27 protein-coding genes and 2 pseudogenes are annotated in these 21757 nt (G+C 35.4%); 16 read left to right on the top strand and 13 right to left on the bottom strand.

Features of this window, described 5'->3' with window-relative positions; genetic code table 11:
* Nucleotides 1–82 precede the first annotated feature (82 nt).
* Entirely contained in the window at nt 83–214 is a 132-nt protein-coding gene (locus tag AC3OCB_RS03940; RefSeq protein WP_498340910.1) for a hypothetical protein, read from the top strand.
* A 70-nt stretch (nt 215–284) separates the two neighbouring features.
* Nucleotides 285–1031, top strand: coding sequence for an NAD-dependent protein deacetylase (gene cobB, locus AC3OCB_RS03935; RefSeq protein WP_498340909.1), 747 nt, complete (start codon nt 285–287; stop codon nt 1029–1031).
* A gap of 55 nt (nt 1032–1086) precedes the next feature.
* Here the strand turns inward: cobB and AC3OCB_RS03930 are convergent, their stop codons facing one another.
* On the bottom strand, nt 1087–1770 hold the full coding sequence (locus AC3OCB_RS03930) for a hypothetical protein (RefSeq protein WP_498340908.1): 684 nt from the start codon (nt 1768–1770) through the stop codon (nt 1087–1089).
* 36 nt (nt 1771–1806) lie between these two features.
* On the opposite strand from AC3OCB_RS03930, the gene AC3OCB_RS03925 reads away from it, so the two are divergent.
* Genes AC3OCB_RS03925 through AC3OCB_RS03915 form a run of 3 tightly spaced genes read left to right on the top strand, consistent with a single transcriptional unit; the run spans nt 1807 to nt 3438 of the window.
* Nucleotides 1807–2763, top strand: a complete 957-nt coding sequence (locus AC3OCB_RS03925) for a PP-loop family protein (RefSeq protein WP_498340907.1) — start codon at nt 1807–1809, stop codon at nt 2761–2763.
* Nucleotides 2760–3203: a DNA primase noncatalytic subunit PriX gene (gene priX, locus AC3OCB_RS03920; protein ID WP_498340906.1), complete on the top strand. Its 444-nt coding sequence runs from the start codon at nt 2760–2762 to the stop codon at nt 3201–3203. The genes AC3OCB_RS03925 and priX overlap by 4 nt, the downstream gene beginning before the upstream one ends.
* A gap of 25 nt (nt 3204–3228) precedes the next feature.
* The gene (locus tag AC3OCB_RS03915) at nt 3229–3438 is read left to right on the top strand and encodes a hypothetical protein (protein WP_498340905.1); all 210 of its coding nucleotides are present in this window, start codon (nt 3229–3231) and stop codon (nt 3436–3438) included.
* Nucleotides 3439–3493: 55 nt separating this feature from the next.
* Here the strand turns inward: AC3OCB_RS03915 and AC3OCB_RS03910 are convergent, their stop codons facing one another.
* A complete protein-coding gene (locus AC3OCB_RS03910) occupies nt 3494–3805 on the bottom strand; it encodes a hypothetical protein (protein WP_498340904.1) in 312 nt (103 codons plus the stop codon).
* 33 nt (nt 3806–3838) lie between these two features.
* Between AC3OCB_RS03910 and AC3OCB_RS03905 the strand changes: the two genes are divergently transcribed.
* From AC3OCB_RS03905 to AC3OCB_RS03890, 4 genes are read left to right on the top strand one after another with little or no spacing between them, the layout of a single operon-like run.
* Nucleotides 3839–5107, top strand: a complete 1269-nt coding sequence (locus tag AC3OCB_RS03905) for a M20/M25/M40 family metallo-hydrolase (protein WP_498340903.1) — start codon at nt 3839–3841, stop codon at nt 5105–5107.
* Between the two features lies 1 nt (nt 5108).
* A complete protein-coding gene (locus AC3OCB_RS03900; RefSeq protein WP_498340902.1) occupies nt 5109–6161 on the top strand; it encodes a radical SAM/SPASM domain-containing protein in 1053 nt (350 codons plus the stop codon).
* A 26-nt stretch (nt 6162–6187) separates the two neighbouring features.
* A complete protein-coding gene (leuS, locus tag AC3OCB_RS03895; protein ID WP_498340901.1) occupies nt 6188–9034 on the top strand; it encodes a leucine--tRNA ligase in 2847 nt (948 codons plus the stop codon).
* A 9-nt stretch (nt 9035–9043) separates the two neighbouring features.
* A complete protein-coding gene (locus AC3OCB_RS03890; RefSeq protein WP_498340900.1) occupies nt 9044–9733 on the top strand; it encodes a hypothetical protein in 690 nt (229 codons plus the stop codon).
* Here AC3OCB_RS03890 and AC3OCB_RS03885 read toward each other — a convergent pair.
* Entirely contained in the window at nt 9716–12061 is a 2346-nt protein-coding gene (locus tag AC3OCB_RS03885) for a M1 family metallopeptidase (RefSeq protein WP_498340899.1), read from the bottom strand. The genes AC3OCB_RS03890 and AC3OCB_RS03885 overlap by 18 nt on opposite strands.
* A 43-nt stretch (nt 12062–12104) precedes the next feature.
* On the opposite strand from AC3OCB_RS03885, the gene AC3OCB_RS03880 reads away from it, so the two are divergent.
* Nucleotides 12105–12950 (top strand): hypothetical protein, encoded by an 846-nt coding sequence (locus tag AC3OCB_RS03880; RefSeq protein ID WP_498340898.1) that lies wholly within the window; start codon nt 12105–12107, stop codon nt 12948–12950.
* 32 nt (nt 12951–12982) lie between these two features.
* Here the strand turns inward: AC3OCB_RS03880 and AC3OCB_RS03875 are convergent, their stop codons facing one another.
* The 3 genes from AC3OCB_RS03875 to AC3OCB_RS03865 all read right to left on the bottom strand — a co-directional run bounded on the left by AC3OCB_RS03875 (nt 12983) and on the right by AC3OCB_RS03865 (nt 13555).
* Nucleotides 12983–13141 (bottom strand): hypothetical protein, encoded by a 159-nt coding sequence (locus tag AC3OCB_RS03875; protein WP_498340897.1) that lies wholly within the window; start codon nt 13139–13141, stop codon nt 12983–12985.
* A gap of 63 nt (nt 13142–13204) precedes the next feature.
* The gene (locus AC3OCB_RS03870) at nt 13205–13363 is read right to left on the bottom strand and encodes a hypothetical protein (protein WP_498340896.1); all 159 of its coding nucleotides are present in this window, start codon (nt 13361–13363) and stop codon (nt 13205–13207) included.
* Nucleotides 13364–13408: 45 nt separating this feature from the next.
* Nucleotides 13409–13555: a hypothetical protein gene (locus tag AC3OCB_RS03865; protein ID WP_498340895.1), complete on the bottom strand. Its 147-nt coding sequence runs from the start codon at nt 13553–13555 to the stop codon at nt 13409–13411.
* 171 nt (nt 13556–13726) lie between these two features.
* Between AC3OCB_RS03865 and AC3OCB_RS03860 the strand changes: the two genes are divergently transcribed.
* Nucleotides 13727–14092, top strand: a complete 366-nt coding sequence (locus AC3OCB_RS03860; RefSeq protein WP_498340894.1) for a DUF2203 domain-containing protein — start codon at nt 13727–13729, stop codon at nt 14090–14092.
* On the opposite strand, the gene AC3OCB_RS03855 is transcribed toward AC3OCB_RS03860, so the two are convergent.
* The 3 genes and pseudogenes from AC3OCB_RS03855 to AC3OCB_RS03845 form a co-directional block, all read right to left on the bottom strand.
* The gene (locus AC3OCB_RS03855) at nt 14078–14953 is read right to left on the bottom strand and encodes an NAD(P)-dependent oxidoreductase (RefSeq protein WP_498340893.1); all 876 of its coding nucleotides are present in this window, start codon (nt 14951–14953) and stop codon (nt 14078–14080) included. The genes AC3OCB_RS03860 and AC3OCB_RS03855 overlap by 15 nt on opposite strands.
* 77 nt (nt 14954–15030) lie before the next feature.
* A pseudogene (locus tag AC3OCB_RS03850) lies at nt 15031–15972 on the bottom strand (SelD-related putative sulfur metabolism protein); the annotation flags it as partial.
* Between the two features lie 4 nt (nt 15973–15976).
* Nucleotides 15977–16090: pseudogene (locus AC3OCB_RS03845) on the bottom strand (sulfurtransferase TusA family protein); the annotation flags it as partial.
* A gap of 255 nt (nt 16091–16345) precedes the next feature.
* On the opposite strand from AC3OCB_RS03845, the gene AC3OCB_RS03840 reads away from it, so the two are divergent.
* Entirely contained in the window at nt 16346–16750 is a 405-nt protein-coding gene (locus tag AC3OCB_RS03840; RefSeq protein WP_498340892.1) for a rhodanese-like domain-containing protein, read from the top strand.
* On the opposite strand, the gene AC3OCB_RS03835 is transcribed toward AC3OCB_RS03840, so the two are convergent.
* The gene (locus AC3OCB_RS03835; RefSeq protein WP_498340891.1) at nt 16747–17112 is read right to left on the bottom strand and encodes a hypothetical protein; all 366 of its coding nucleotides are present in this window, start codon (nt 17110–17112) and stop codon (nt 16747–16749) included. The two genes, AC3OCB_RS03840 and AC3OCB_RS03835, sit on opposite strands and share 4 nt — an antisense overlap.
* 144 nt (nt 17113–17256) lie before the next feature.
* Here AC3OCB_RS03835 and AC3OCB_RS03830 point away from each other — a divergent pair, with 144 nt between their 5' ends.
* Complete coding sequence (locus AC3OCB_RS03830; RefSeq protein ID WP_498340890.1) at nt 17257–17496, top strand: Rdx family protein; 240 nt, start codon at nt 17257–17259, stop codon at nt 17494–17496.
* 30 nt (nt 17497–17526) lie between these two features.
* On the opposite strand, the gene AC3OCB_RS03825 is transcribed toward AC3OCB_RS03830, so the two are convergent.
* Together AC3OCB_RS03825 and AC3OCB_RS03820 are read right to left on the bottom strand one after the other, a co-directional pair.
* Nucleotides 17527–17910 carry a hypothetical protein gene (locus AC3OCB_RS03825; protein ID WP_498340888.1) on the bottom strand — a complete coding sequence of 128 codons (384 nt, stop codon included), beginning with the start codon at nt 17908–17910 and terminating at the stop codon, nt 17527–17529.
* A gap of 12 nt (nt 17911–17922) precedes the next feature.
* Nucleotides 17923–18192: a cbb3-type cytochrome c oxidase subunit I gene (locus tag AC3OCB_RS03820; RefSeq protein WP_498340969.1), complete on the bottom strand. Its 270-nt coding sequence runs from the start codon at nt 18190–18192 to the stop codon at nt 17923–17925.
* A gap of 71 nt (nt 18193–18263) precedes the next feature.
* Here AC3OCB_RS03820 and tnpA point away from each other — a divergent pair, with 71 nt between their 5' ends.
* The 3 genes from tnpA (at nt 18264) to AC3OCB_RS03805 (ending at nt 20999) form a co-directional block, all read left to right on the top strand.
* Nucleotides 18264–18659 carry an IS200/IS605 family transposase gene (gene tnpA, locus AC3OCB_RS03815; RefSeq protein WP_498340968.1) on the top strand — a complete coding sequence of 132 codons (396 nt, stop codon included), beginning with the start codon at nt 18264–18266 and terminating at the stop codon, nt 18657–18659.
* Entirely contained in the window at nt 18646–19914 is a 1269-nt protein-coding gene (locus AC3OCB_RS03810) for an RNA-guided endonuclease InsQ/TnpB family protein (protein WP_498340887.1), read from the top strand. Before tnpA ends, AC3OCB_RS03810 begins: the two co-directional genes overlap by 14 nt.
* 326 nt (nt 19915–20240) lie before the next feature.
* The gene (locus AC3OCB_RS03805; RefSeq protein ID WP_498340886.1) at nt 20241–20999 is read left to right on the top strand and encodes an enoyl-CoA hydratase/isomerase family protein; all 759 of its coding nucleotides are present in this window, start codon (nt 20241–20243) and stop codon (nt 20997–20999) included.
* A 5-nt stretch (nt 21000–21004) separates the two neighbouring features.
* On the opposite strand, the gene AC3OCB_RS03800 is transcribed toward AC3OCB_RS03805, so the two are convergent.
* The coding region (locus AC3OCB_RS03800) for an ABC transporter permease (protein ID WP_498340885.1) at nt 21005–21757 on the bottom strand (753 nt) is incomplete at its 5' end.

Raw genomic sequence — 21757 nt, 5'->3', positions numbered from 1 at the left:
CAAGAATGTAGAGGAAGAACTAAACTCGTTAAAGGAATTAAAACCTAACCTGATAATAGTTTCACAAAGAGACTTCTGGTATATGTTAACTGCTTATAGAGTTACTTATATCACTCCAGACCTTAAGAAGGAGCTTAGTAAGTTTGTTGGAATAAGTAAAATTGATTGTGATAAAATTGAACATGAAGGAACAACAATTTGTTATGTCAGCTAATTTTTAGTCCTCATCGTTCAGGACTCGGCAAATTCATCATTTTTATTTTTGTTCTCAATATACTTTATACATGGAATGTGATAAAGTTGGTGATATGTTATTAACCTCAACTCTTCCAATAGCTTTTACCGGTGCAGGAATAAGTACTGCTTCTGGTATCCCAGACTTTAGAGGACCTAATGGATTATGGAAGAAGTACTCACCAGAATTAGCTTCAATTGAGTATTTTAATAAAGATCCTAAAGGTTTTTGGGAGTTTTACTCTGTGAGAATGAGAGGACTTTTTACTGCTCTGCCAAACAAAGCGCATTATGCTTTAGCTGAACTTGAGAAAATGGGTTTGCTCAAGTTTGTTATAACACAAAATATTGATGGACTTCATCAGCTAGCCGGGTCTAAAAATGTGATAGAACTCCACGGAACTATGAGAAAAAGTTACTGTGTGAAGTGCTTAAGGACTTATGAGAGCAAAATAGTCCTAGAAAAAATAGATAATGGAGAACTACCACCTAGATGCGAGTGCGGTGGAATTATAAGACCCGATGTAGTCCTTTTTGGTGAGCCAGTTTACAACATTTCTGAAGCGTTGAGTATAGCAAAGGAAAGCGATATGGTTTTAGCAATAGGTAGTTCCTTAACAGTTTACCCAGCAAACATGATCCCATTGACCGTTAAGGAACACGGGGGAAAGTTGATTATCATAAACGCTGAGGAAACACCGCTTGACGAAATGGCTGATCTAGTTGTAAGAGACAAGGTAGAAGAGTTCTTACCTTGTGTTGTTGAATATATAAATAACCAATTAAAAGAGAAATGAATCAGACCCTACACCGTTCTTCATAGATCCGTTTTCTTTTTTATTTCATCATCTGTCAATATTTTCTTATTATCCTTACTAAAGCTTCTGTGTCCCCCAGAGATGACAAAAGCACACCTTGAACTCCTTTATCCTCCAGCTTATAAATAAAATCAATAACCTTATTTTCATCAAAAACCGGCTGAGACAACGTAGAAGCTATCTCTTTGTTCTTCTCCGTTCTCACGATCACATAAGGAATCAACTTATGTGTTTGTAATCCTTCTAGCTGATCTTCACTTTCTAGCCTTAATAAAAGAAAGAAGTCTGCAGGCTCAAAGTTCAACCTCTTGACTATGTCCTCTCTACTTTTCTTCATACTTACAAAGAGACCTGCCTTAAGGTTTTTGTTATAACTCTTAGAAAGGAGAATTGCCTGCTCAGACGTTAAGTATCCAATTTCTTTACCTAATCTTGGCTTATCGCCTATAGTAAATGCTATATCAAAACCTATCAATTTGGACGTTAAAGACAAAGAGGCTACATAAAGTTCATTAACGTCTAACAGCCTTTGATTTGCTATCACTCTTTTCCCAGCATATACATTTTTAATAATTACTGCAACTGATGAAGGTAATACTGAAGGATAACCTAGAGGTGAATCGGGTAAATCAAAGCCATCAAAAGGTTCTAGTTCTTTAATCTCTTTCTCAATTTTATCTATCTTTGTCTTCGGATGTAATTCTGCTAAAATCTCCATCACTTATTTAAGAGGAGCAAAGTATTATTAAATTATATGAAATGTAAGAAGTGTGATAATAAGGCTGTTATTAAAATACCTTATGCTAACATCTCGCTCTGTAAAGATCATTTTATAGAATGGTTTGAAAACAGATTTGAAAGAGTAGTAGAGAAGTATAAGATGTTTGAAGGGTCAAGAAAAGTTGCTGTTGCTGTGTCTGGTGGAAAAGACAGTACTAGTCTGTTACATTTAATGAAAAGGTATGCAGATAAATATGGATTAGAACTTATAGGAATTAACATAGACCTAGGCATAGATATGGGTAAGTCTTACTCTAGCAAGAGCACAGAGTTTGCTGTAAAAAACTTCGAAATGCTAGGTGTTAATTATCGCGTTGTTAAAATTAACGAAAGATACGGTTTTACAATTGATGAAGCCAAGGTTAAAGTAAGGAGACCAGTTTGCAGTACATGTGGCTTAGTAAAAAGATATACTTTAACGCAGGTAGCAGAAGAAGAAGGAGCAGATACTATAGTTACTGGTCACAATCTAAATGATATGGCTCAGTTCATAATGTCGGGATATTTCAGTGGGGATGTTAATGACCTATCAAGGTTAGATGTCGTCTCTTTACCGGAAAAGGGATATAAGGTAAAGAAAGTCAAACCCCTATTCTTAATTTATGAGAAAGAAATACTAACTTACGCAATTGTAAAAGGAATTCCTTTTCTCTATGATTCATGTCCACACACTTCAAGAGTAGGAGGGGTAACACAAGATACAATAAGAAGAAAGTTAGAAGAACTAGAAGAATCGATACCCGGATATATGTTAATGTTAGTAGAGAATTTTGTAAACAAAATACAGCCAGCACTAAAAGACAAATATATTAAAGAAGAAGAGATAGGTCACTGCAAAATATGTGGAAGACCTACGAGCAAAGGTAGAGATATATGCTCTTTCTGTGCAGTAAGGTTAAAAATTACTGGAGAACCATTAAAAATTAGATGAGAATAATTTTACACTATCCAGATGACACTCCAGCAGGATATGTTGAGTTTGACGGTAAGACCTCTAAAGTATATAACGAGAAAGGAGAATTCCTCTTTGAGGTAGAGGGGTTTTTCCCACCAAAGCCTAGGAAACTAAATTATGATTGGGTTGAGAAAGTCTTAGATGAAGGACTAGATGATGCTAGGAAAAGGTTCATCTTATATGTGGGAAGCCGATATTTGGTAAATGTTAAAGGAGTATCTGAAGATGAAGCAGTAAAAAGATTAGAAGAATTCTATAGTAAAAAAGGTGGTGGAAAAGTTTACGACTCATGGTTAAAGTCAGTTGTTAGAGGTGTAAAGAGCAAAGGACTTTTACCGTGGAGCCTAAAAAGAATAGAAGAAAAAGACAAAGAAATGTATGTGTTAATATCTAAGGTTTTAAATAAACAAACTTAAATTTTAAGCAAAGATATATCTGTTTATGGAATCCAAGAAATGGGGAATAGGTACGTGGCTTATAACAGTAGGATCTTTGACATTATTCTTAGTAATAACGATATGGTTTTCAGAGCAATTAGCTACTTTACCTGGATGGCAACTAATACCTTATATTGCAGTGCCTTTAGCAATAATATTCCTTATAATAGGTGTGATACTCCAAGGAAAATGGGGAAAATTCATTTTTGGATAGAATCAGTGCATGAATGGTTCCTCATCAATCAGTTCCTTTTTATCTTCATCTCATTTTATTCTTCATTATTTAATTTATCTACCAATTCATCTACAAACTTTTGCTCTCCGAAAATCGTTATATCATCTACTCTTTCATCATAGTACTTGTTAATAATCTTAACTACAGAATCTAGTTTTTCTGACGTCATCTCTATAACTTCTCCACCATCTAGTTTATCTGTCTCAAAAACAGTAATACTCATATTTTTATACACCAAGATCTTGAAGACAGAGATTACTTTCCCATCCTCCACCTTTTTGTATATGTTAACGCTAAGCAATGGCTCTGCCATTGAATGCCTTGTATACTCGACATACTTAAGCATAAATTAATTTACTAGTATTCATTAAAAACCCTTATGGATTACTTACAAGACCTTTTTGAATTTTTAAAGATTGACACAACCTCTGCAAAAGGGAGAGGAGAAGAAGGGGCAAAGTACTTAGTTGATTACATGAAAGATCACGGAATAAATGCAGAGTTGATAAGACATAAATCAAAAAACCCTTATGTTTATGGAGAAATAAACGTTGGAGCAAGCAAGACATTGCTAGTCTACAACCACTATGATGTACAGCCGGTAGAACCTTTAGATAAATGGAATACTGACCCGTTTACGCCAACAGTAAAGGACAACAAAATCTATGCAAGAGGTGTTGGTGACGACAAAGGTACGCTGATGGCTAGATTGCAAGCAATTATTGAATATATGAAAGAAGACAAACTTCACGTTAATATAAAATTCCTATATGAGGGAGAGGAGGAGATTGGAAGCCCTAACATGGAAGAATTTCTGAAAGACTATGCAGGAAAATTTAAGGCAGAGTATGTGTTGTGGGAAGGGTCTGGGAGAGCTCCCAACAATGCTCCCCAAATTGTCCTAGGAGTGAAAGGTCTCTTATATGTTGAACTAAGAAAAAGAACTTCTAAAGATTTGCATTCAATGTATGCTCCAATAGCTAAAAATCCCACTTGGGATTTAGTTTATATTTTACGTTCCCTAAGGACAGAAGATGGAAAAGTCCTTTTACCAGGTTTCTATGATAAGGTAAAATGGTTAACTGAGGAAGAAAAGAAATATCTTAACATTGACAAAAAGTATCTTGAAGAAGCTATAGGACAAAAAATAAACGTAGAAGATGCATTGGTCAAGCTTGTTTCCGAACCAACATGTAACATTGACGGCATCAACGCAGGTTATACCGGAGAAGGGTCAAAAACAGTAATTCCCTCTTATGCATTTGTTAAGATAGACTTCAGATTAGTGCCAGATCAGGACCCTGACGAAGTGCTGAAGCTCCTCAAGGAGTATATATCGCCTTATGACGTGGAGGTAGTCGTCTACGGAAGAGTTAAGCCCTATAGGACTTCAATAAACAGTGAAATTGGGCAAGCGTTAATTAAGTCTGCAAAAACCGTGTATAACCAAGACCCAGTAGTCTTACCTAATAGCCCGGGTACTGGACCTATGGAAATGGTAGCTAGATACCTAAAGTTGAATCAAATAGCTGATGGTGTTGGAGTAGATTATTACGGGTCCAACATACACTCGTTTAACGAAAACATCATAGCAGAAGATTACTATTACGGGATTAAATGGATGAAAGAATTCTTGAAAGTGATATAGAATGCTTTGGCTAGTCCTTACTACTGGTAAATGCAATCTAACATGCGATTACTGCGGAGGATCTTTTCCGAAAGAAATTGTGCCATGGAAAGTGAATTACGATGTAAAAAAGCTAAAAAATGCAATAGAAAGAGATCCTAATGCTACAGTTATCTTTTATGGAGGAGAACCACTTCTAAACCCTAAATTCATAATGGAGGTAATGGATAATGTAAAAGCAAAGAGATGGGGGGTACAGACTAATGCTACTGGTGTCAGGCTTTTGCCAGAAAGATATTGGAAGAGGATGAACGTAGCTCTTCTTTCTATTGATGGAAGAGAAGAAATAACTGATAAGCACCGCGGGAGAGGAATATACAAGGTTGTTGTAAAAAATGCAAAGTACTTAAAAGAAATTGGAGTTGAAACTATTGCAAGGATGGCTGTAACGGAGGACTCAGACATATATGAAGAGGTAATGCATTTGCTTTCCCTAGGGGTTTTTGATAAGGTTCACTGGCAGTTAAATGTAATATGGAGCGAAAGATGGAACTTTGAGGATTGGGCTTACCGCTCTTATTTACCCGGAGTTAAGAAGCTTATAGACTATTTTATGTCACAGCTCAGACAAGGTAAAGTAGTCAAGATAGTCCCAATACTAGGTGTTTTAAGTGCACACTTCTTTAAGAAATATAGGGGAGTTGCTTGTGGCGCTGGTTATGACAGTATTTCAGTAACTCCAGATGGCAGAGTTCTCTCTTGCCCTATTGCTGTTAGAGAAAAATGGGCAGAACTAGGAACTTTAGATTCATTCAGACTTTTGGATGAACCTCTACCAGAAGAGTGCAGAAGTTGTGAATATAAGGACTATTGTGGAGGAAGATGTCTTTATACAATTAAAGAAAAATACTGGGGGGAAGAAGGATTCAAAGCTGTAGATGATGTCACAAAGGAGTATCTAAGAAATGTTCTCTCAATTGTACCAGAAGTTAAGGAGTTAATACAACAAGGCATAATTAAACTTAGTGATTTGTATTATGATCCTACAGATGATTCTACTGAAGTAATACCTTAATATATCAGTTTTTATTAATAGTAAATGTGAGTTTCTTTAGTTTCATTAACGAAATTGCTGAGAAATGGCAAAAAGAATGGGAGAAAGCCAAAGTTTTCGAAGCAAACCCAGATCAACAAAAAGAAAAAAGAATGATAACTGTAGCTTTTCCCTACACAAATAGTCCATTGCATATAGGTCATGGAAGAACTTACATAACTGCAGATATTTACGCAAGATATCTAAGAATGAAAGGATATAACGTATTGTTTCCATTTGCCTTCCAGTTTACTGGAACACCAATACTCTCTATTTCAGAATCAATCAAGAGAAAAGATGAAGATATAATATCTACATTTGTTAACGTTTACGGAATACCACAAGAAGAAGTAGAAAAGTTCTCTGATCCTACATATTTAGCTGAATATTTCAAAAATGATATGAAAGTTACAGTAAAAAGGCTTGGCTTAAGTGTGGACTGGAGAAGGGAATTCACCACAGTTGATCCAATTTTTGAGAAGTTTGTCCAATGGCAATACAAAAGGCTTATGGATTTAGGTTATATAAAACGAGAGGACTCTCCAGTGCCTTATTGTCCTAGAGATGAATTCCCAGTAGGAATGCATGACACTAAAGGCGATGTAGAGCCAGAAATAACTGACTTAGATGCAATTTACTTCCCTTCTAAGGATCTTTACTTTGTAGCTGCTACTCCTAGACCAGAGACAATATTTGGAGCAGTTGCAATTCTTTTGAATCCAGACGCAGATTATGTAATAGCTAAAGACAAGGTAGGAAGGAGAATTGTCATATCTAAGATAGCCTTTGAAAAATTAAAGTATCAACTTGAAATTGAAAAAGAGGAGGAAAGAAAAGGTAAGGAGTTTACAACTTTAACAGCTAAGAACCCTATTACAGAAAAAGAGATGAAAGTGCTAGGAAGTAAATATGTTGAACCTAAAATAGGAACTGGAGTAGTAATGGCTGTCCCATCTCATGAACCTTTACACTACCTTGCACTCACTGAATTAAATGAGGAATTTGAGCTAATCCCAGTTATCGCTACTGATGACGAAGAACTAGGAGATTTACCTGGTGTGCATGCAGTTGAAATAGCTCAGACTAAGAATCCTGCTGAATTAAAAGACTACATAGACACTGTTTACAGAATAGAATATCATAGAGGTGAAATGAGGGAAGACATTGTTGACTTAGTTCCTACTTTCATGAAAGAATTTGTAAGAGATAAAATAGCTGGAAAGAGTGTTAAAGAGGCACGTGAAAGAACAAGGGAATTACTTAATATGTTAAACTCAAGGATAACGATTTATGATATAAGTAACGGTCCCGTCTATTGCAGATGTGGTGCTGAAATTGTTGTCAAAATGGTTAAAGGGCAATGGTTTATTGACTATTCAAATCCGCTATGGAAAACGTCAGTACTTAGGTCATTAGGTAAAATTAATTTCGTTCCTCAAGATGCTAAAAAAGAAATAGAAAAAGTCTCATTTAACTTACAGCCTAGGGCATTTAGTAGGTCAAGGGGTTTAGGTGTTAGGTTACCTTGGGACGAGAAAGAGATTATTGATAGCTTAAGTGATTCTACAATTTATACGGCGTTTTACACAATTATACATAAGTTAAATAAGTATCCTATCTCTCTTCTTAATGATAAGTTCTGGGACTATGTTTTACTGGGTAGAGGTACTTCTGAAGAAGTATCTAAAGAATTAAGTATTCCAAAAGAACAATTAGAGGATATAAGAAATGAATTCACATATTGGTATCCAGTTGATTCTAGGCATAGTGGTAGGGATCTAATTCAGAACCACTTAGCATATTACATTTTCCATCATGTCGCCATCTTTGGAGAGAAAATGCTTCCGAAACAGATTGTTACTAATGGCTTCATAAGAGTTGGAGGAAAGAAGATGAGTAAAAGCTTTGGAAACATTTATCCATTGAATAAGGCGATAAATGAATATGGAGTAGAGACTGTAAGAGTCGCATTAACTTCAACTTCCTCAATTTCAGAAGACATTGAGTTTAATTCTAATGTTGCAAAAAGTATAATAGAGCAGTTAAGAAAAATATATGATTTATCTTCAAAGCTGTTAGAAGTCGAAGGAGTTAAAGAGAAAAGAGATGCTGACCTATGGCTGATGTCTCTGTTTAGAAGATATATAGAGGAGATAGATAATGCTTACAACAGGCTAGATTTTCATACTGTTTATTTAGTAGGATTTTACACCATTTATGAAACATTACGTGACTATATAGAATTGACAAACTCCAAGATAAATAGTGATGTGATAAGGAAGATTTTATCTATTTGGCTTAGACTGATATCACCAATTGTACCGCATTTAGCTGAAGATCTGTGGCATAAATTCAATCTCACATTAATAGTGAATGAGAAGTTCCCAAGTGTGGATGAAGTAGAATATAATGGAGAAGCACTCTTAAAAATTGAATATTTAAGAAATATAATTGAAGTTGTAAATAAACTTTCTTCTGAAGTAGGAAAAGAAGCTGAAAAGCTCGTAATCTATGTTAATGATGATGAAGACCTAAAGAAACTGCTTAAGAAAGCTATATCGTCGGTAAAGGAAAGAAAAAGTTTGAGAGAATTTATGACAGATAACGGAGTTGAAGAAAGAATAGCCAAGAAAGTTTATGAAATTGCTAACACTTTACCACCCTCTATTAAAGATCTGCTGATTAATTATGATATAGACGAAAAAGAAATAATAATACAAAACATTAGATTTCTAATGAACAAGTTGAATGTTGCTGAAATAGTAGTTTATTCATCTGATGATGAAAGTGCTCCTAACATAATGGGGAAGAAAGACATTGCCTTGCCATTTAGCCCGGGTATTGCAATACTATAAGGTGGAAAAATGCAATTAATCAAGGCTGAGGAACTCTTTAACAAGATTAAGGAGGTAATTAATTCTGGTGAAAGAGTGATAACTGTTATAACGAAAGAGTTAAGCGATGAGATAGCTGAATTACTTTTAGGTAAGGCTTCTAAAGGTATAAAAGTCAACGTAATAACGAAGGATACAAACTGGGCTGACTGGTTAGAGAGCAAGAAAAACTCATACGGACTCGACGAGATGAAAAATTATTTTAAAGAAATTGAAAATAATGAAAGAAAGGAAAGAATGTATAAATATCTTGAAATAATAATTCCAGTGGCAATAATTGGGGGAACCTTAGGTGTTGGCGCATTTTTCTTAAAAAATATGTTTTGGGTCCCCTTAATTCCCGCAGTGTTAATTTCTGGGATTCTGATATATTTTATGGGAAAGAGCGTACACAACTTTGTCAATCAGTCAAATGTGCTTAAAACGCTAGTGAGACAAAGAGAGACTGAGCTTGAGGGTATAAGAAAAGAAATAGAGAAAAATCTTTATGTAAAGGTTGATAAGAAGGTAGGCTTCACAGCAGTTATAGTAGACGGTAAAGGAATAGTTACACCACTAAGATTGTGTAAGAAAGAAAACTTAGAAGAAGTTACTTTCTTTGACGAGTTGAATGAAGAAAAAATAAAAGAAATTTTTAAAACTTTAGGCGATTCTTCTTAAAGCTTCTAATATCTCTAATGCGCTCTTTACCTCTAAATCCATCTCTGGGAACTTGTTAGTTTTGAAGTATTCTTCTACTTCTGGGTTACTTAAAGCTAGGAATGGTATTGCACTTCTTAAAGATCTAGCTAATATTGCTGTACCAGAGTAGATACTTCTTAGGAATTCCATGTGGGTCTTTATCCATTTCCACAAAGCAAAACGACTATATGGGTTATATGAAGCAAATGGTAGTATTCTTGCTATATCTTGCCTCTTTATTTCCCCAGTAAGAGCTAGGCTCATAGTATTTACAACTAGATAGGGCTCTCTAAAGCTTAGTAAAGCGTAAAGTAACCTAGTCTTTTCCTCATCGAACTTCTCTTTCCTATACTTTGCAATCAAATCATCGTAGGCTTTCTCGTTATAGGTTACTGCATAAGCAATTGCTACTGCCTCTTTTATGTTTGGATCCAAGGAGTCATACTTATCGAAAGCTACTGAAAGGCCAGAGGCAAATTTGTCATCCACAAACGCGTAGGTACTCAGTAAGTATCCATATGTCATACGTGAGAGTTCATCCGTTCTTTTTGCAAAGTTCTTCACCTGATAGTTTAGTAAATCATAGACCAACTTATACTTGTCCTTATTTACTCTCCACAAGTAGTAGAGCTCACCAGTTATCTCATTTACAACCAAGTAGTTATTATCGTGCATGAAATGTTTTACCACACTCTCGTACTCAGAATAACTTATCCTGCTAGATATAAAGAAGTTGAAATAATCATTTAATAACCCCCATTTGTCTAAGTGTGAAAGGTTTGCTGAAAATACGTAAGACAAATTGTCGTAATGAACCCTGTAAAAGCCAGTTCTATCTATATTGACCTTCAAGGTTTTGATATCACTACCAGTTTCTATTGTGTCGCTTTCCTTATCCATCAAGTAAGAAAACTTTCTACCATTAACCTCAATTGTCATTGGTATTTTATATAAGGTCTTCTTTTCCTTTCCTTTTAAGTGGAACCTTTCTTGCCTCAAGTTTATTTTACTTCCATTTACTGAAACATAGACTTCTGGATAACCGTCTTTTGTGATCCAATCTTTAACTAGATCAGCAACAGGTTTGCCAGATCCTTTCTCAAGGTTTTCCCAAAAATCATTACCAGAGGCATTTCCGAACTTGTATGTATTAAGGTAAAGTTGAATTCCTCTTCTGAATTCTTCTTGACCTAAATATGCCTCTATCATCCTCAAAATGCTTGCTCCTTTGCCATAGCTAATATCATCAAAGAGTTGTTCAATTTCATCTGGAGAAGTTACATGAGCTTCTATTGGGTGAGTCGTAGTTAGTGAATCTCTGAACATTGCACCAGAGGTCTCACTATTAACGAAAGATCCCCAGAAATCCCATTCCTTGTAAAGTTCTGCGATAGCTTTATGGCTCATGAAAGTTGCAAAGCTCTCATTTAACCATAGGTCGTCCCACCATTTCATAGTTACTAGATCTCCAAACCACTGATGAGCTAACTCGTGAGCAATAACTGATGCGACACGCATTTTTTGGGAAACAGACGAAGACTCATCAGCCAATAAAGCGGTTTCCCTAAATGTAATAGCACCCCAATTTTCCATAGCACCAAAAGCAAACTCTGGCACAGCGATTAAATGTTCCTTTGGTAACTGATATTTAATCCCAAAATAGTTCTCATAAAACTCAATGCTCTTTTTCGCTACTTCTAATGCAAATTTACCTTTACTTATTTTACCAGGGACTGTTGCAACAATAATCTCGGTGTTACCGAGTTTATCTTTTATTTCTTCAAACTTTCCAATACCTAAGTAAAGGAGATAAGTCGACATTTTAGGCGTTTCTTGGAATACAACAACCTTCTTTTCTCCTTCATCTCTAACCTCCTCTATTGGCATATTAGATATTACATCAAGGTCTTTATCTACTCTAACAGAAATCTTGAATTTTGCTTTATAAGCTGGGTGGTCTATGCAAGGTATAAACTCTCTAGCGTGAACAGACTCAAATTGAGTTGTAATTATATAACCTCCGTCATAAGGCGCCTTATAAATGCCAACTAGTCCTCTTTCCTTAACCTTTCCTTCGAATTCTACCTCTACTACTCCCTCAAATTTTCCAGTCTTTATCTTAACTTGATTTTCTAATGATTCAAAAGGCAAAGTTTTCCCATTTGCCTTCACTGAGATAATAGATAAACCAACATTATCTAGTGTCAACTCATCTTCGGTAGTTACAGTTATCTTCTCGTTGCCCTTATATTTCAAGTTCTTAAAATCAAAATCGAGGAATACTTCGTACCTATCTACTGAAGCCATATTCAATATGAAACATATATACCTATAAAGCTACCCCTTAGTAATGATTGCAAAAATAACTGTTAACGGCAAAGAAAAAATACTCAATCTAACGGAAAAAAAGATAGTATTAGATGACCAAGGAGAAGAGAAATATTACGTCGGTAGGATACTCTATTACGTATTGAAAAGCAGTCATAATGTACCAAGGTTATATGGCTATATAAAGGGAGGAGATCCCCTTGAAAGTTGGAGACAGACTTATGAGAGGACGTTTCTCCAGTTGCTTAAATCAGATTTAGAGATTTCAACAACTTACTTTAAAGGAAAGTTTGAACTAGATCTTGGTGCCATTCAGCTCTCTGGAAGTCTAAACAACATGCAACTTTCAGCAAACGTTATAGTTAAGGAAAAACCTGATCAAGTACCTTCGGGTATTCAAGGTAACTTCCTAGTTGACTCTTTTTACTATTCTAGGACGGATAGGATAAAACCATATATAGTGCCTTCATCTAGGTCAGGGCTTTTATTTGCCTTTTCAAAGTTTCTTGTTTACCAATACGAAGGAGCCCCCGGAATACCAAAAGCTTTCGGCATTGCAGCGGAGTTCATAAATTCAATGTTACTGCCTCAAGGTTTTTCAGAAGAAATAGAAGGACACAAAATATGGATAAATAATGAAAGTAACAGTGTTTATGTAGATGACGGCACACTGTATAACGCTACATCCAACATCCTTAGCTTGTTGGCATTGAAGATATTTTTAACGAGGGGTACTGAAAAAGAGTTAATAATAATAGAAGAGCCGGAAGTCCACTTAAATGAAGAAGAAAAGAATTTAGTTAAAAAGTGGATTAGTGAGACAAAGAGTAAAACAATCATTTTAACTAATGAAAAAGGTCAGTGGTGATGAAGTCAGAACCCACGGAGTTATGAAGAGATTTAAATTATCTGAGCTTTAACTCTTTCATATAATTCCTTGACTTCTGGGTCTTCAATACCAACTTTTTCAGCTACTTTGAGAGTCTCTTTAATAATCGGCAAATAATTGCTTGATTTAAAATCTTGAATTGAGGAAGAAAATGCTAAAGCATATGCCAAAACATCCTTGCCACTTTTTTCTTGTGCATAAGCAACAATAGCGTTTCCCAGACTATGTCATTTCTAATTACTTTTGCACACTTTTAGATCCGTGGTCTGGGTTAGCCCTAGGTGTGATATCATTAGCTTTAACCACACCGCATGGGGCTCAGTCGAGCCCAACGCCATGAGCCTCCCATTTGTAGCTGTCAACTCCTCCCTCCACGCATTGCGCATCATCATGAGGAGTTTCATACAGCTTTTTCTACGTTATTCGCCAAGTTTGCATTAGTAATTAGAAGTATTTATTTTTATCGCTAAAACAAACATAGCCTTTATTGTATTTTCCCATACTTTTGCAACTTTGCTTGAATCGTTAGTTTGCAATATCTCTAGGGATAAAGCGTTTTTGATATATTGCTCAGCTAACCTCATTAATAAAATCCTATGGCCATCAAGGTTAAATATTCATCTAAGTCTATTTCTCTGTATATCATTTTGGGTCATGTCATATATTGACCGCCAATTTTAAATACCTTGGCCATAGAGGGGGTTAGACATCTGTCTATGCTAAGTTTTTTACTTACAATAACGAAATATAAAACAATGGAATACTCATACTTTGATCTTAATACAGCAAGACAACTGATACCTTGGCTCAAAAACCGATTAATGGCAATGAAAAAAATAAAGTACCTTACAGAAGAAGCTCTAATGAAAGGAGACAAGGAAGCACTGATTCAGTATACTTTACAAATAGACAGAATAGTAAAAGAAATAACTGAAAAAGGGATAATACTTAGAGATCCAGACATGGGACTAGTAGATTTTCCTGCAGTTATAAACAATAGACCAGCGTATTTTTGCTGGAAAATGGATGAAAAAGATATTCAGTATTGGCATTATACTGAAGAAGGATTTAGAGGGAGGAAAAAACTTACTGGGAAAGAAGATATTTTATCTTTTACTTGAAGAGGAAGCTTTCTTATAAACCTCAAGCACAGAAGCATAATCAGATTCTGAGTAACCTAAGCTTTCTGCAAAGCGGTAGAACTGTAACGCTAGAGATGATAATGGATTAATTACATGCATATTTTGTGTTTCTTTTGTTATAATTTCAAGGTCCTTCCTCATGAGCTTTGTTGCAAATTGGGTAGAATAGTCAGAATTTATCATCTTTGGGACTTTTAGCTCAGCAGTTGGGGATTTAGCACTACCGTAAAGTGCTAGCACCTTATTTACGTCTTCGGGCTTTAATCCTGCCGAAACTCCGAAATTATAAGCCTCAGCCAAAGCAGCCACATAAACTCCTACCATTAGATTATTAACCAACTTAGCATATAGACCCTTCCCATTTGGGCCCATGTAAAGTATTGTTGAGGCTGTCTCCTTTAAAATATCGCTAACAGTGTTTACGTGAGACTCTGGACCACCTAGTAGTACAGTGATTTTCTTTTGCTCAACAAAAATTGAAGTGCCAATAACAGGAGCATCATACATTATTCCTCCATATTTCATAACTTCATTTGCTATGGTGATAGATGTTGATGGGGAGATCGTTGACATATCTACGATAATTTTCCCTTTAGAATATTGAGTAAGTGGCATAAGAAATGATGATACTGCGTTATCATCAGCTAACATAGTTATCAGCAAGTCAACCGAATTAAGTAATTCTTTAGGATCTGTAGTGTACTTTACATTGTACTCTTTGCTGAACTGTTCTGCCTTTGATGTAGTTCTATTATAAACAAGATCTAGCTTTCCTGCCTTTGCTAAGTTTGCCCCTATCCTATAACCCATTACTCCTAAACCAGCTAATCCGATACGCATAAATCGTATTTAGTGGGAGAGAAAATAAAGTTTGCCGTCAAACTAAGATTTATTAACTCTAATATACTGCAAAAAAATCAGTTCTTGATCTTAAATTGTTTAACTACATTATCTCTTCTAATTAATTTCATCACCTCCTTAGGTGCATGTATTGTTCCGTTTCCCTTACCCTTAACGTAACCGACAACTTCTGGCGTTTCTCCTGCTTTCCTTAAATCATCGATAAGGTCATCTGCAATCTTTTTGCTCACAAACATTACAATAGCTCCGTTAGTACCAATAGTCGAATTTGGTATAATGAAATTCTCTGCAGCAAACTCACAAAGATCTCTATCAATTACAGGGATGTTAGTAAGTTCTACATCTACGTCCGCTTTTTCTGCAAACTCTTTTATGACAAAGATTCCTGGTCCTGTGACATCGGTAGCAATCACAATATGGGAGTCCTTATCAAATGGCTTTCCAAACTCCGGCGAGTATGAATAGATGACCTTAGCTACATGGATATTTGGTCTTCTCATGATTTCTAATGCCTTGCTTTTAACTTCTTCAACTTTAGAAAACTTTATTCCTCTGCTTTCTAACGTCTCAACAAGTTCGGGCACAGCGAGAGCCCAAAGATGCACATTTATTGGGGTTAACTCCCCAAAGAATCTGCTTGTGACTATTACCATATCCTCGTCTACTTTATCGTAGAAAGTTGGTAATTCGTGATCGCTCTTGCCTATAACTGTAGCTCCCATCATTAAAGTGCCTACTGATAGTTGTATCTCGCTCTTTAGTTCCATGTTATATTTCCTGGCGTAATTTTCATAATTTGATAAGATCTTTGCTTTTAGCTCCTCATTTGGAGCATCAGCAACCAGTATTATAGTTAAATCTTGAAAAGCGCCTTTTGTGAATAAGTCATTTAGTGAGTTAGAAATTACTACATCTACTTGAACTTGTGATCCGGGATTATCTAATGGGTCAACTATCTGTATTGTATCGTTATTTGCTACTGTATAAGATTTTTCCTTTTCTCTTTATTGCTTCCCCCTGCCTTATCTCTTCTAGTACACTGGATAGTTCTCCTATCGGACCTGCACAAGAAGAACTTGTTAAATCTAGTTCTTTATATATCTTGAGTTGACTCATAGGATATCCCTTAATATATTCATGGATTATGAAATATTTAAATATTACACTATATGCAATTACTTTAATATTTAGTGGTTATGTATATAATTTAATAAAAATAATAATTAAACTATAAAGTATATAATGATAATTCTTAAAAAACATAATATAGTTTAATATATGTTACTTTTGTAGAAAACAAATTTATTGAGTTATATTCTTTCGGAAGAAAAAAATTTAAGCTTCATTAACAGAGTTAAAGATAGATTAGAAATGGAAGTAATTGAACAGTACACATCTCCTTATTACCCACATATAGTTGATGCATTTCCCTCAGTAGTAAGAAAACTCTGGAGAAGGAACCAAGTACTTTTATTAGACATAAGGACACCTATGGAGTATGAGGACCATCACATACCGGGTGCCTTATTAGTCCCATTAGATTATTTAGACGTTTTATTAAGTAAAATACCACATAAAGAAGTAGCAGTAATTTGTGAACATGGAAATAGAGCTAGATATGCAACTTACGGAATGCCAGATTTATGGAAAGGTAAAAAAGTGTATTATATGGTAGGAGGAATGGCTGGGTGGCTTGGTATGAACTATGAAGTAACCAGCGGTATGGATGAGAATGGCAAAATATGGGAAAAATGGTTAGAAGAGCTACAGAGTTAGAAATGCATATGATGATGCATGTGCTCTTCTGCGTACATATCTTCTTCTAATTCGTCTTTAATATTCTTTTTTAAATCTTCTAAATGATTTAATACGTCATTCAAATTTGTATATTGAGTTGGTATATACTTTATTCTACCATAAGACATCATGTATGAGCCTGGGCATAAGAAGCCTTTACTTACAACTATCGCGTCTGGACTTAAGCTAAATATTGCATCCATAGTCATCTCTTTGCTTCCTACACCAGGGTTTTCATATTGCTCAACTTCTTTCTTTTCCTCATCTATCAATCCTATAATCTCTGCTTCATCTAGTGGTTTTAGATTAAACTCTTTATCATATGTTACAACTATTTTCATTCTATTTCACTTCTTACACTCATTTCAATCTTATAATATAGTTTTATAAAAAATATAGGAAAACCACTTTATAAACTCCTTTTATCTAACTTTTGAAACCTTAAGATAAGAAAGTATTTTAAGAAACAAATAATATGTATCTTCATGCATTCAGTAAAAATAGTTTATTGCAGGCCGTGTGGTTATATGGATAGGGCTTTAAACCTTACTAGGGATATTTTAACATATTTTGAAGATGTTCAAGTCACCCTGGAACAAGGTAAAAACGGAATATTCGATGTATACCTAGATGGCAATCTTATATTTTCTAGGTATAAAGAGAAAAGATTCCCGGAACATAATGAAATATTAAAAGAAATAGGGGAAAAGAGTATAGTATCTTAACTTAAGAAGAAGGGATCGAGTTTTTTATATTTATGTTTTCTTTTTCACATCAGTTGCTAAGTGAGATACCTCCGTCTTTACGAAATTAATTCCCTTCATAAATCCCGTAGATACGAAGTCATCATTACCGTTCAATGCCATTGCTACAGATGTAGTTAATTGACCTAAGCTTAGTCCTTCTGTCTCCATTACTCTTCCTTTTACTAGTGTTAAAACTACATTAATCAACCATACAACTGTCGCTAAATCTGCAATCACTGCACCAGCAGTAGCAATAATTTGTCCGGTAATAAATGTTGATGCTAGTGGATAAATTTCTGTTTTTCTTATCAGCCCAGTTATACCTAGATAGTCATAACTCATTACAACCATTGTTACGCCTACCAAATATCCCCAAAAGTGAACCCATGCCATCTTTGCAGAGTATCACATCCTTTTTGTCATTATTGGTAACATCAAATAGAGTGCAGCGAAGCCTGCTGGAACAATTGACCATAATATAAATGCATGGAAGTGAGCTACTATATACATTGACTCGTGTACAATAGCATCGAAAGCTATTACGGAATTAGATATATCCATTACTCCTCCAAATACTGATACAGCAAATGACATCACAGTCAGTCCAGTCAATACATTCCACTGAACTTTCGCACCTTTTACAAAAAAGAAAGCCTTGCCCTTTAGGGCAGGGATGAAAACTTATAAATTCAGAACCATATAATATATTCTAGGGACTAACTGTGGTGGGCAACTCTCAAGCGAAGATGGGAATTAGAAGCACAAGATATGCTAAGTACTGGTGTGCCTACCATTTTGTGTGGATTCCAATATACAAAGATGTACTTGTTGACGAGATTGCCGAATATACTAAAGGAATCATAAACGAAATCGTCACCGAACTAGGGTGCGAAAATCTAGCTGTAAACGTTATGCCAGACCATGTCCATGTTTTTGTTCTATGTCCTCCACGGCTAGCCCCAGCCTATGTAGTAAAGTATCTTAAGGGTAAGAGCGCTAGGAAAATCCTGCAGAAGTTCCCTCAACTTAAGCATGGCAAACTGTGGAGTAGAGACTATTTTGTGGCTACAGAAGGCAATGTAACTGCTGATATAATTAAGAAATATGTTGAGGAGCAGTGGTTGAGGAATGAAGAGGACTAGCGTTGTAAAACTAGTTCCCGATAAGGATACTGAAGCTAAGTTAAAAGCTCTGTGTAATTTGTCATCTAAACTGTGGAATGAGGTTAATTACGTTAGAAGGATGCAGTTTTTCGGAAAGCAGAAAGTTGATCTAAAATCAACGTATAAAGAGTTTCAAGAGAAGTATAAGAAGCTAATAGGTATTGTCACAGCTCAGCAGATCCTCAATAAGAACAATCAAGCTTGGAGTGGTTTTTTCAGAGAGCTGAAGGAAAAGAAAGAAGGAGGATTACCAAGTTTCATAAAGAAAGTAAACCCTCCCGGTTATAAAAAGAGAGGGAAAAGCAGGAAACTATGGGTTGTGATAAGAAATGACCAATACGAGATAATGAAAAATAAAATCATTATTAAGTGGTTGGGGGCTATTGGCAGGATAGAAGTAGAATATTCTGGTTTAGTTCATTTGAAGGGAAAGCAAGGGTCGTTAGAGATTCACTATGACTCGGATACCAAGACGTGGTATGCTTATATCTCTTTTGAAGTTGAAGAAAAAGCTGTTAGAGGAGTTTGGAGAAAAGTTCCACAAACACCAAAAGGTAATTTGAGGGCAGGAATAGACCTAGGTGTTAATAACCTAATGGCTGTATATGTTGAAAACGGGATATCGACATTAATAAATGGTAAAACGTTAAAGTCAATTATGCATTATGTCAAAGAAAAGGTTTCTGAATACCAGAGCAAAATAAACAAACAAGGTGTTAAAACAACGCGTAAACTTAGACTGCTGTATGAAAGGGGAAGAAGACAGGCTAAGAGTTATATAGACACTCAAGTCAGAAGGGTTGTTGAGTGGCTCTACAGCATCGGTGTTTCAACAATCTACGTAGGTTATCCTAAGTATATTGCTCAGCAAAAGGGAAACTTTAACGTCTCTAACGTTTGGAGCTACAGCTATGTGATTGAGAGATTGACAGAGGTAGCTGAAGAGTATGGGATGAAAGTTGAAGAAGTAGATGAGGCGTATACCTCAACAACTTGTCCAATCCACGGTGACTCTTGTGGAAAAAGAATAGTTAGAGGGCTCTTCAAGTGTCTCAAGTTAAACAAAGTATTTAATGCTGATATAGTAGGTGCTTTCAACATTTTGAGAAAATCCATAACCTCGAGTCCTCGGAAGGGGATAGGGGTAATAGGCTGGAGACCCAGCCTGGTGGTGAACGGAAAAAGATGTACCACCAAACCTATGAAACGCACTAAAGGAATCGTCGCGCTTTAGTGCGGGGAGGAGGTCAGTAAATTTGATACTTTTCCTAATACAAAATTTGTACCAAAATAAAGCCCTAATACTAATGCTCTCCCTAATCCTCTTATAATATCTGTTGCGCTCATCTTTCTCACCTAAACCAAATCTGTCATTTTTTACTTTATCTGACTTAAATGTATCTTTATAAATCTAATAAATATGTTTATGACTAATTAAAAGAAATCTTTAAGTATGTTTATATATTTGTTTCTTTTTTACAAAGTTTTTAGTAAAATAAGAAATATGGAGAAAATGGCTCTCGCTCAAGATTTTTAATTCTCTAAGGTTATTCATTAACAATGTCTCAGCTCTTACTTCAAGAAGAGGAGTCCGTAATAAAAATAACAATAAAGAGTGAAGAGGAAGGAAAATACAATTTAGTAGACATGAAATTTATGCACAAATTTATTGACACCCTCAGAGCATTGGAAAAAGAAAGACAAATACGGTTTGTCATATTAAGAGGAAAAGGAAATTTCGGTGCAGGAGCAGATATCAAAGAGCTTAGAAGGGCTACGGAAGATAGAGAGCATGCAATAAACTTCTTCTCTACAATGAATGAGATGTTTAGGACTCTATTTAATTTCCCGAAACCTATTATAGCAAACGTAGAAGGAATTGCTTATGGTGCATCACTAGAACTTTTGTTGGGATGTGATTTCGTTATAGCATCTGAAACAGCTAAATTTGCTGCCCCAGGCGGCAAAATAGGTGTCTTTCCTCCGGTCCTAGTTACCGTGGGTAAGGAAATTTTGGGATGGAAAACAGTAAGGGAAATGGCACTCCTTGGTAAGGAATTAATAGCTGAAGAAGCTAAAGAAGTAGGATTGGTTTATGAAGTTTCAGATAATTTCGATGAGGCTAACAACAGATTAATTCAAGGACTAAAGCAGATGGCTCCATCGTCACTGACTCAAATGAGAAGTTTAATTTATAAAAAATACGAGGAAGAACTCAAATATGCGTTCAATAGGCTATCAGAACAAGTTCAAACTGCAGACGCAAAGAATGGTGTGATTGCTTTCCTTACAAGAACAAAACCAGACTGGTCAATTTAACTATTTTATTCTCTAAGTTTAAGTAGTCTACCTCCTATAGCTATAAAGATTAAAGTAAGAACTATGATCGTTACAAAATACAACGGATTGGGTACCTCATTATAAATCAATAAATCTCTGATTATATCATTCACTATCGACACTGGTTGATAATCTACAAAGGGTCTAAAGAATGCAGGGAACTCGTTAGGATAAAAGAAAGCGTTGCTGATGAACATTAATGGGAATACTACGACTGTAGCTACCGTATTTGATATTGCTATTTTATCTTTAGGAGACACACCAAAAATTATTGTTCCAAGTCCAGAGAACATCAAAGTTCCTAAGGCTAAAACTCCAATAAATGATAAGGTCAGAAGAGGTAAAAACCCTAAGATTATTCCTAGTATTAAAACTGCAACTGTCGAAATTATTGTAATTATAACTTCATAAATCATCAGTGAAACAACCCACTCGTAGTCCTTCAAAGGAGACGATGCTAATCTTTCTATTAATTTATCTCTATAATAACCGCTTGCCACACCAACAACTCCTTGTATGCCATCAGCCAAAGCTATTACTCCAATTACTCCTGAGATTTCATAAGCCACTGGGGTGTTTCTGGTCATTAACTCCATTGCTTTGAAATCATCCTTTTGGGGATAAGAGGATAAATAAGCTTGAAGTACTGGAACATAATTGCTCTCTAGTTGATTATAATAAATTTCTTTACTAGTTAAATTTAAAAACATAGCTTGCTGATTTAATTTAACTAAAGA

It is taken from the genome of Sulfurisphaera sp., from assembly GCF_059755235.1.
This window is presented reverse-complemented; position numbering and strand designations above follow the sequence as displayed.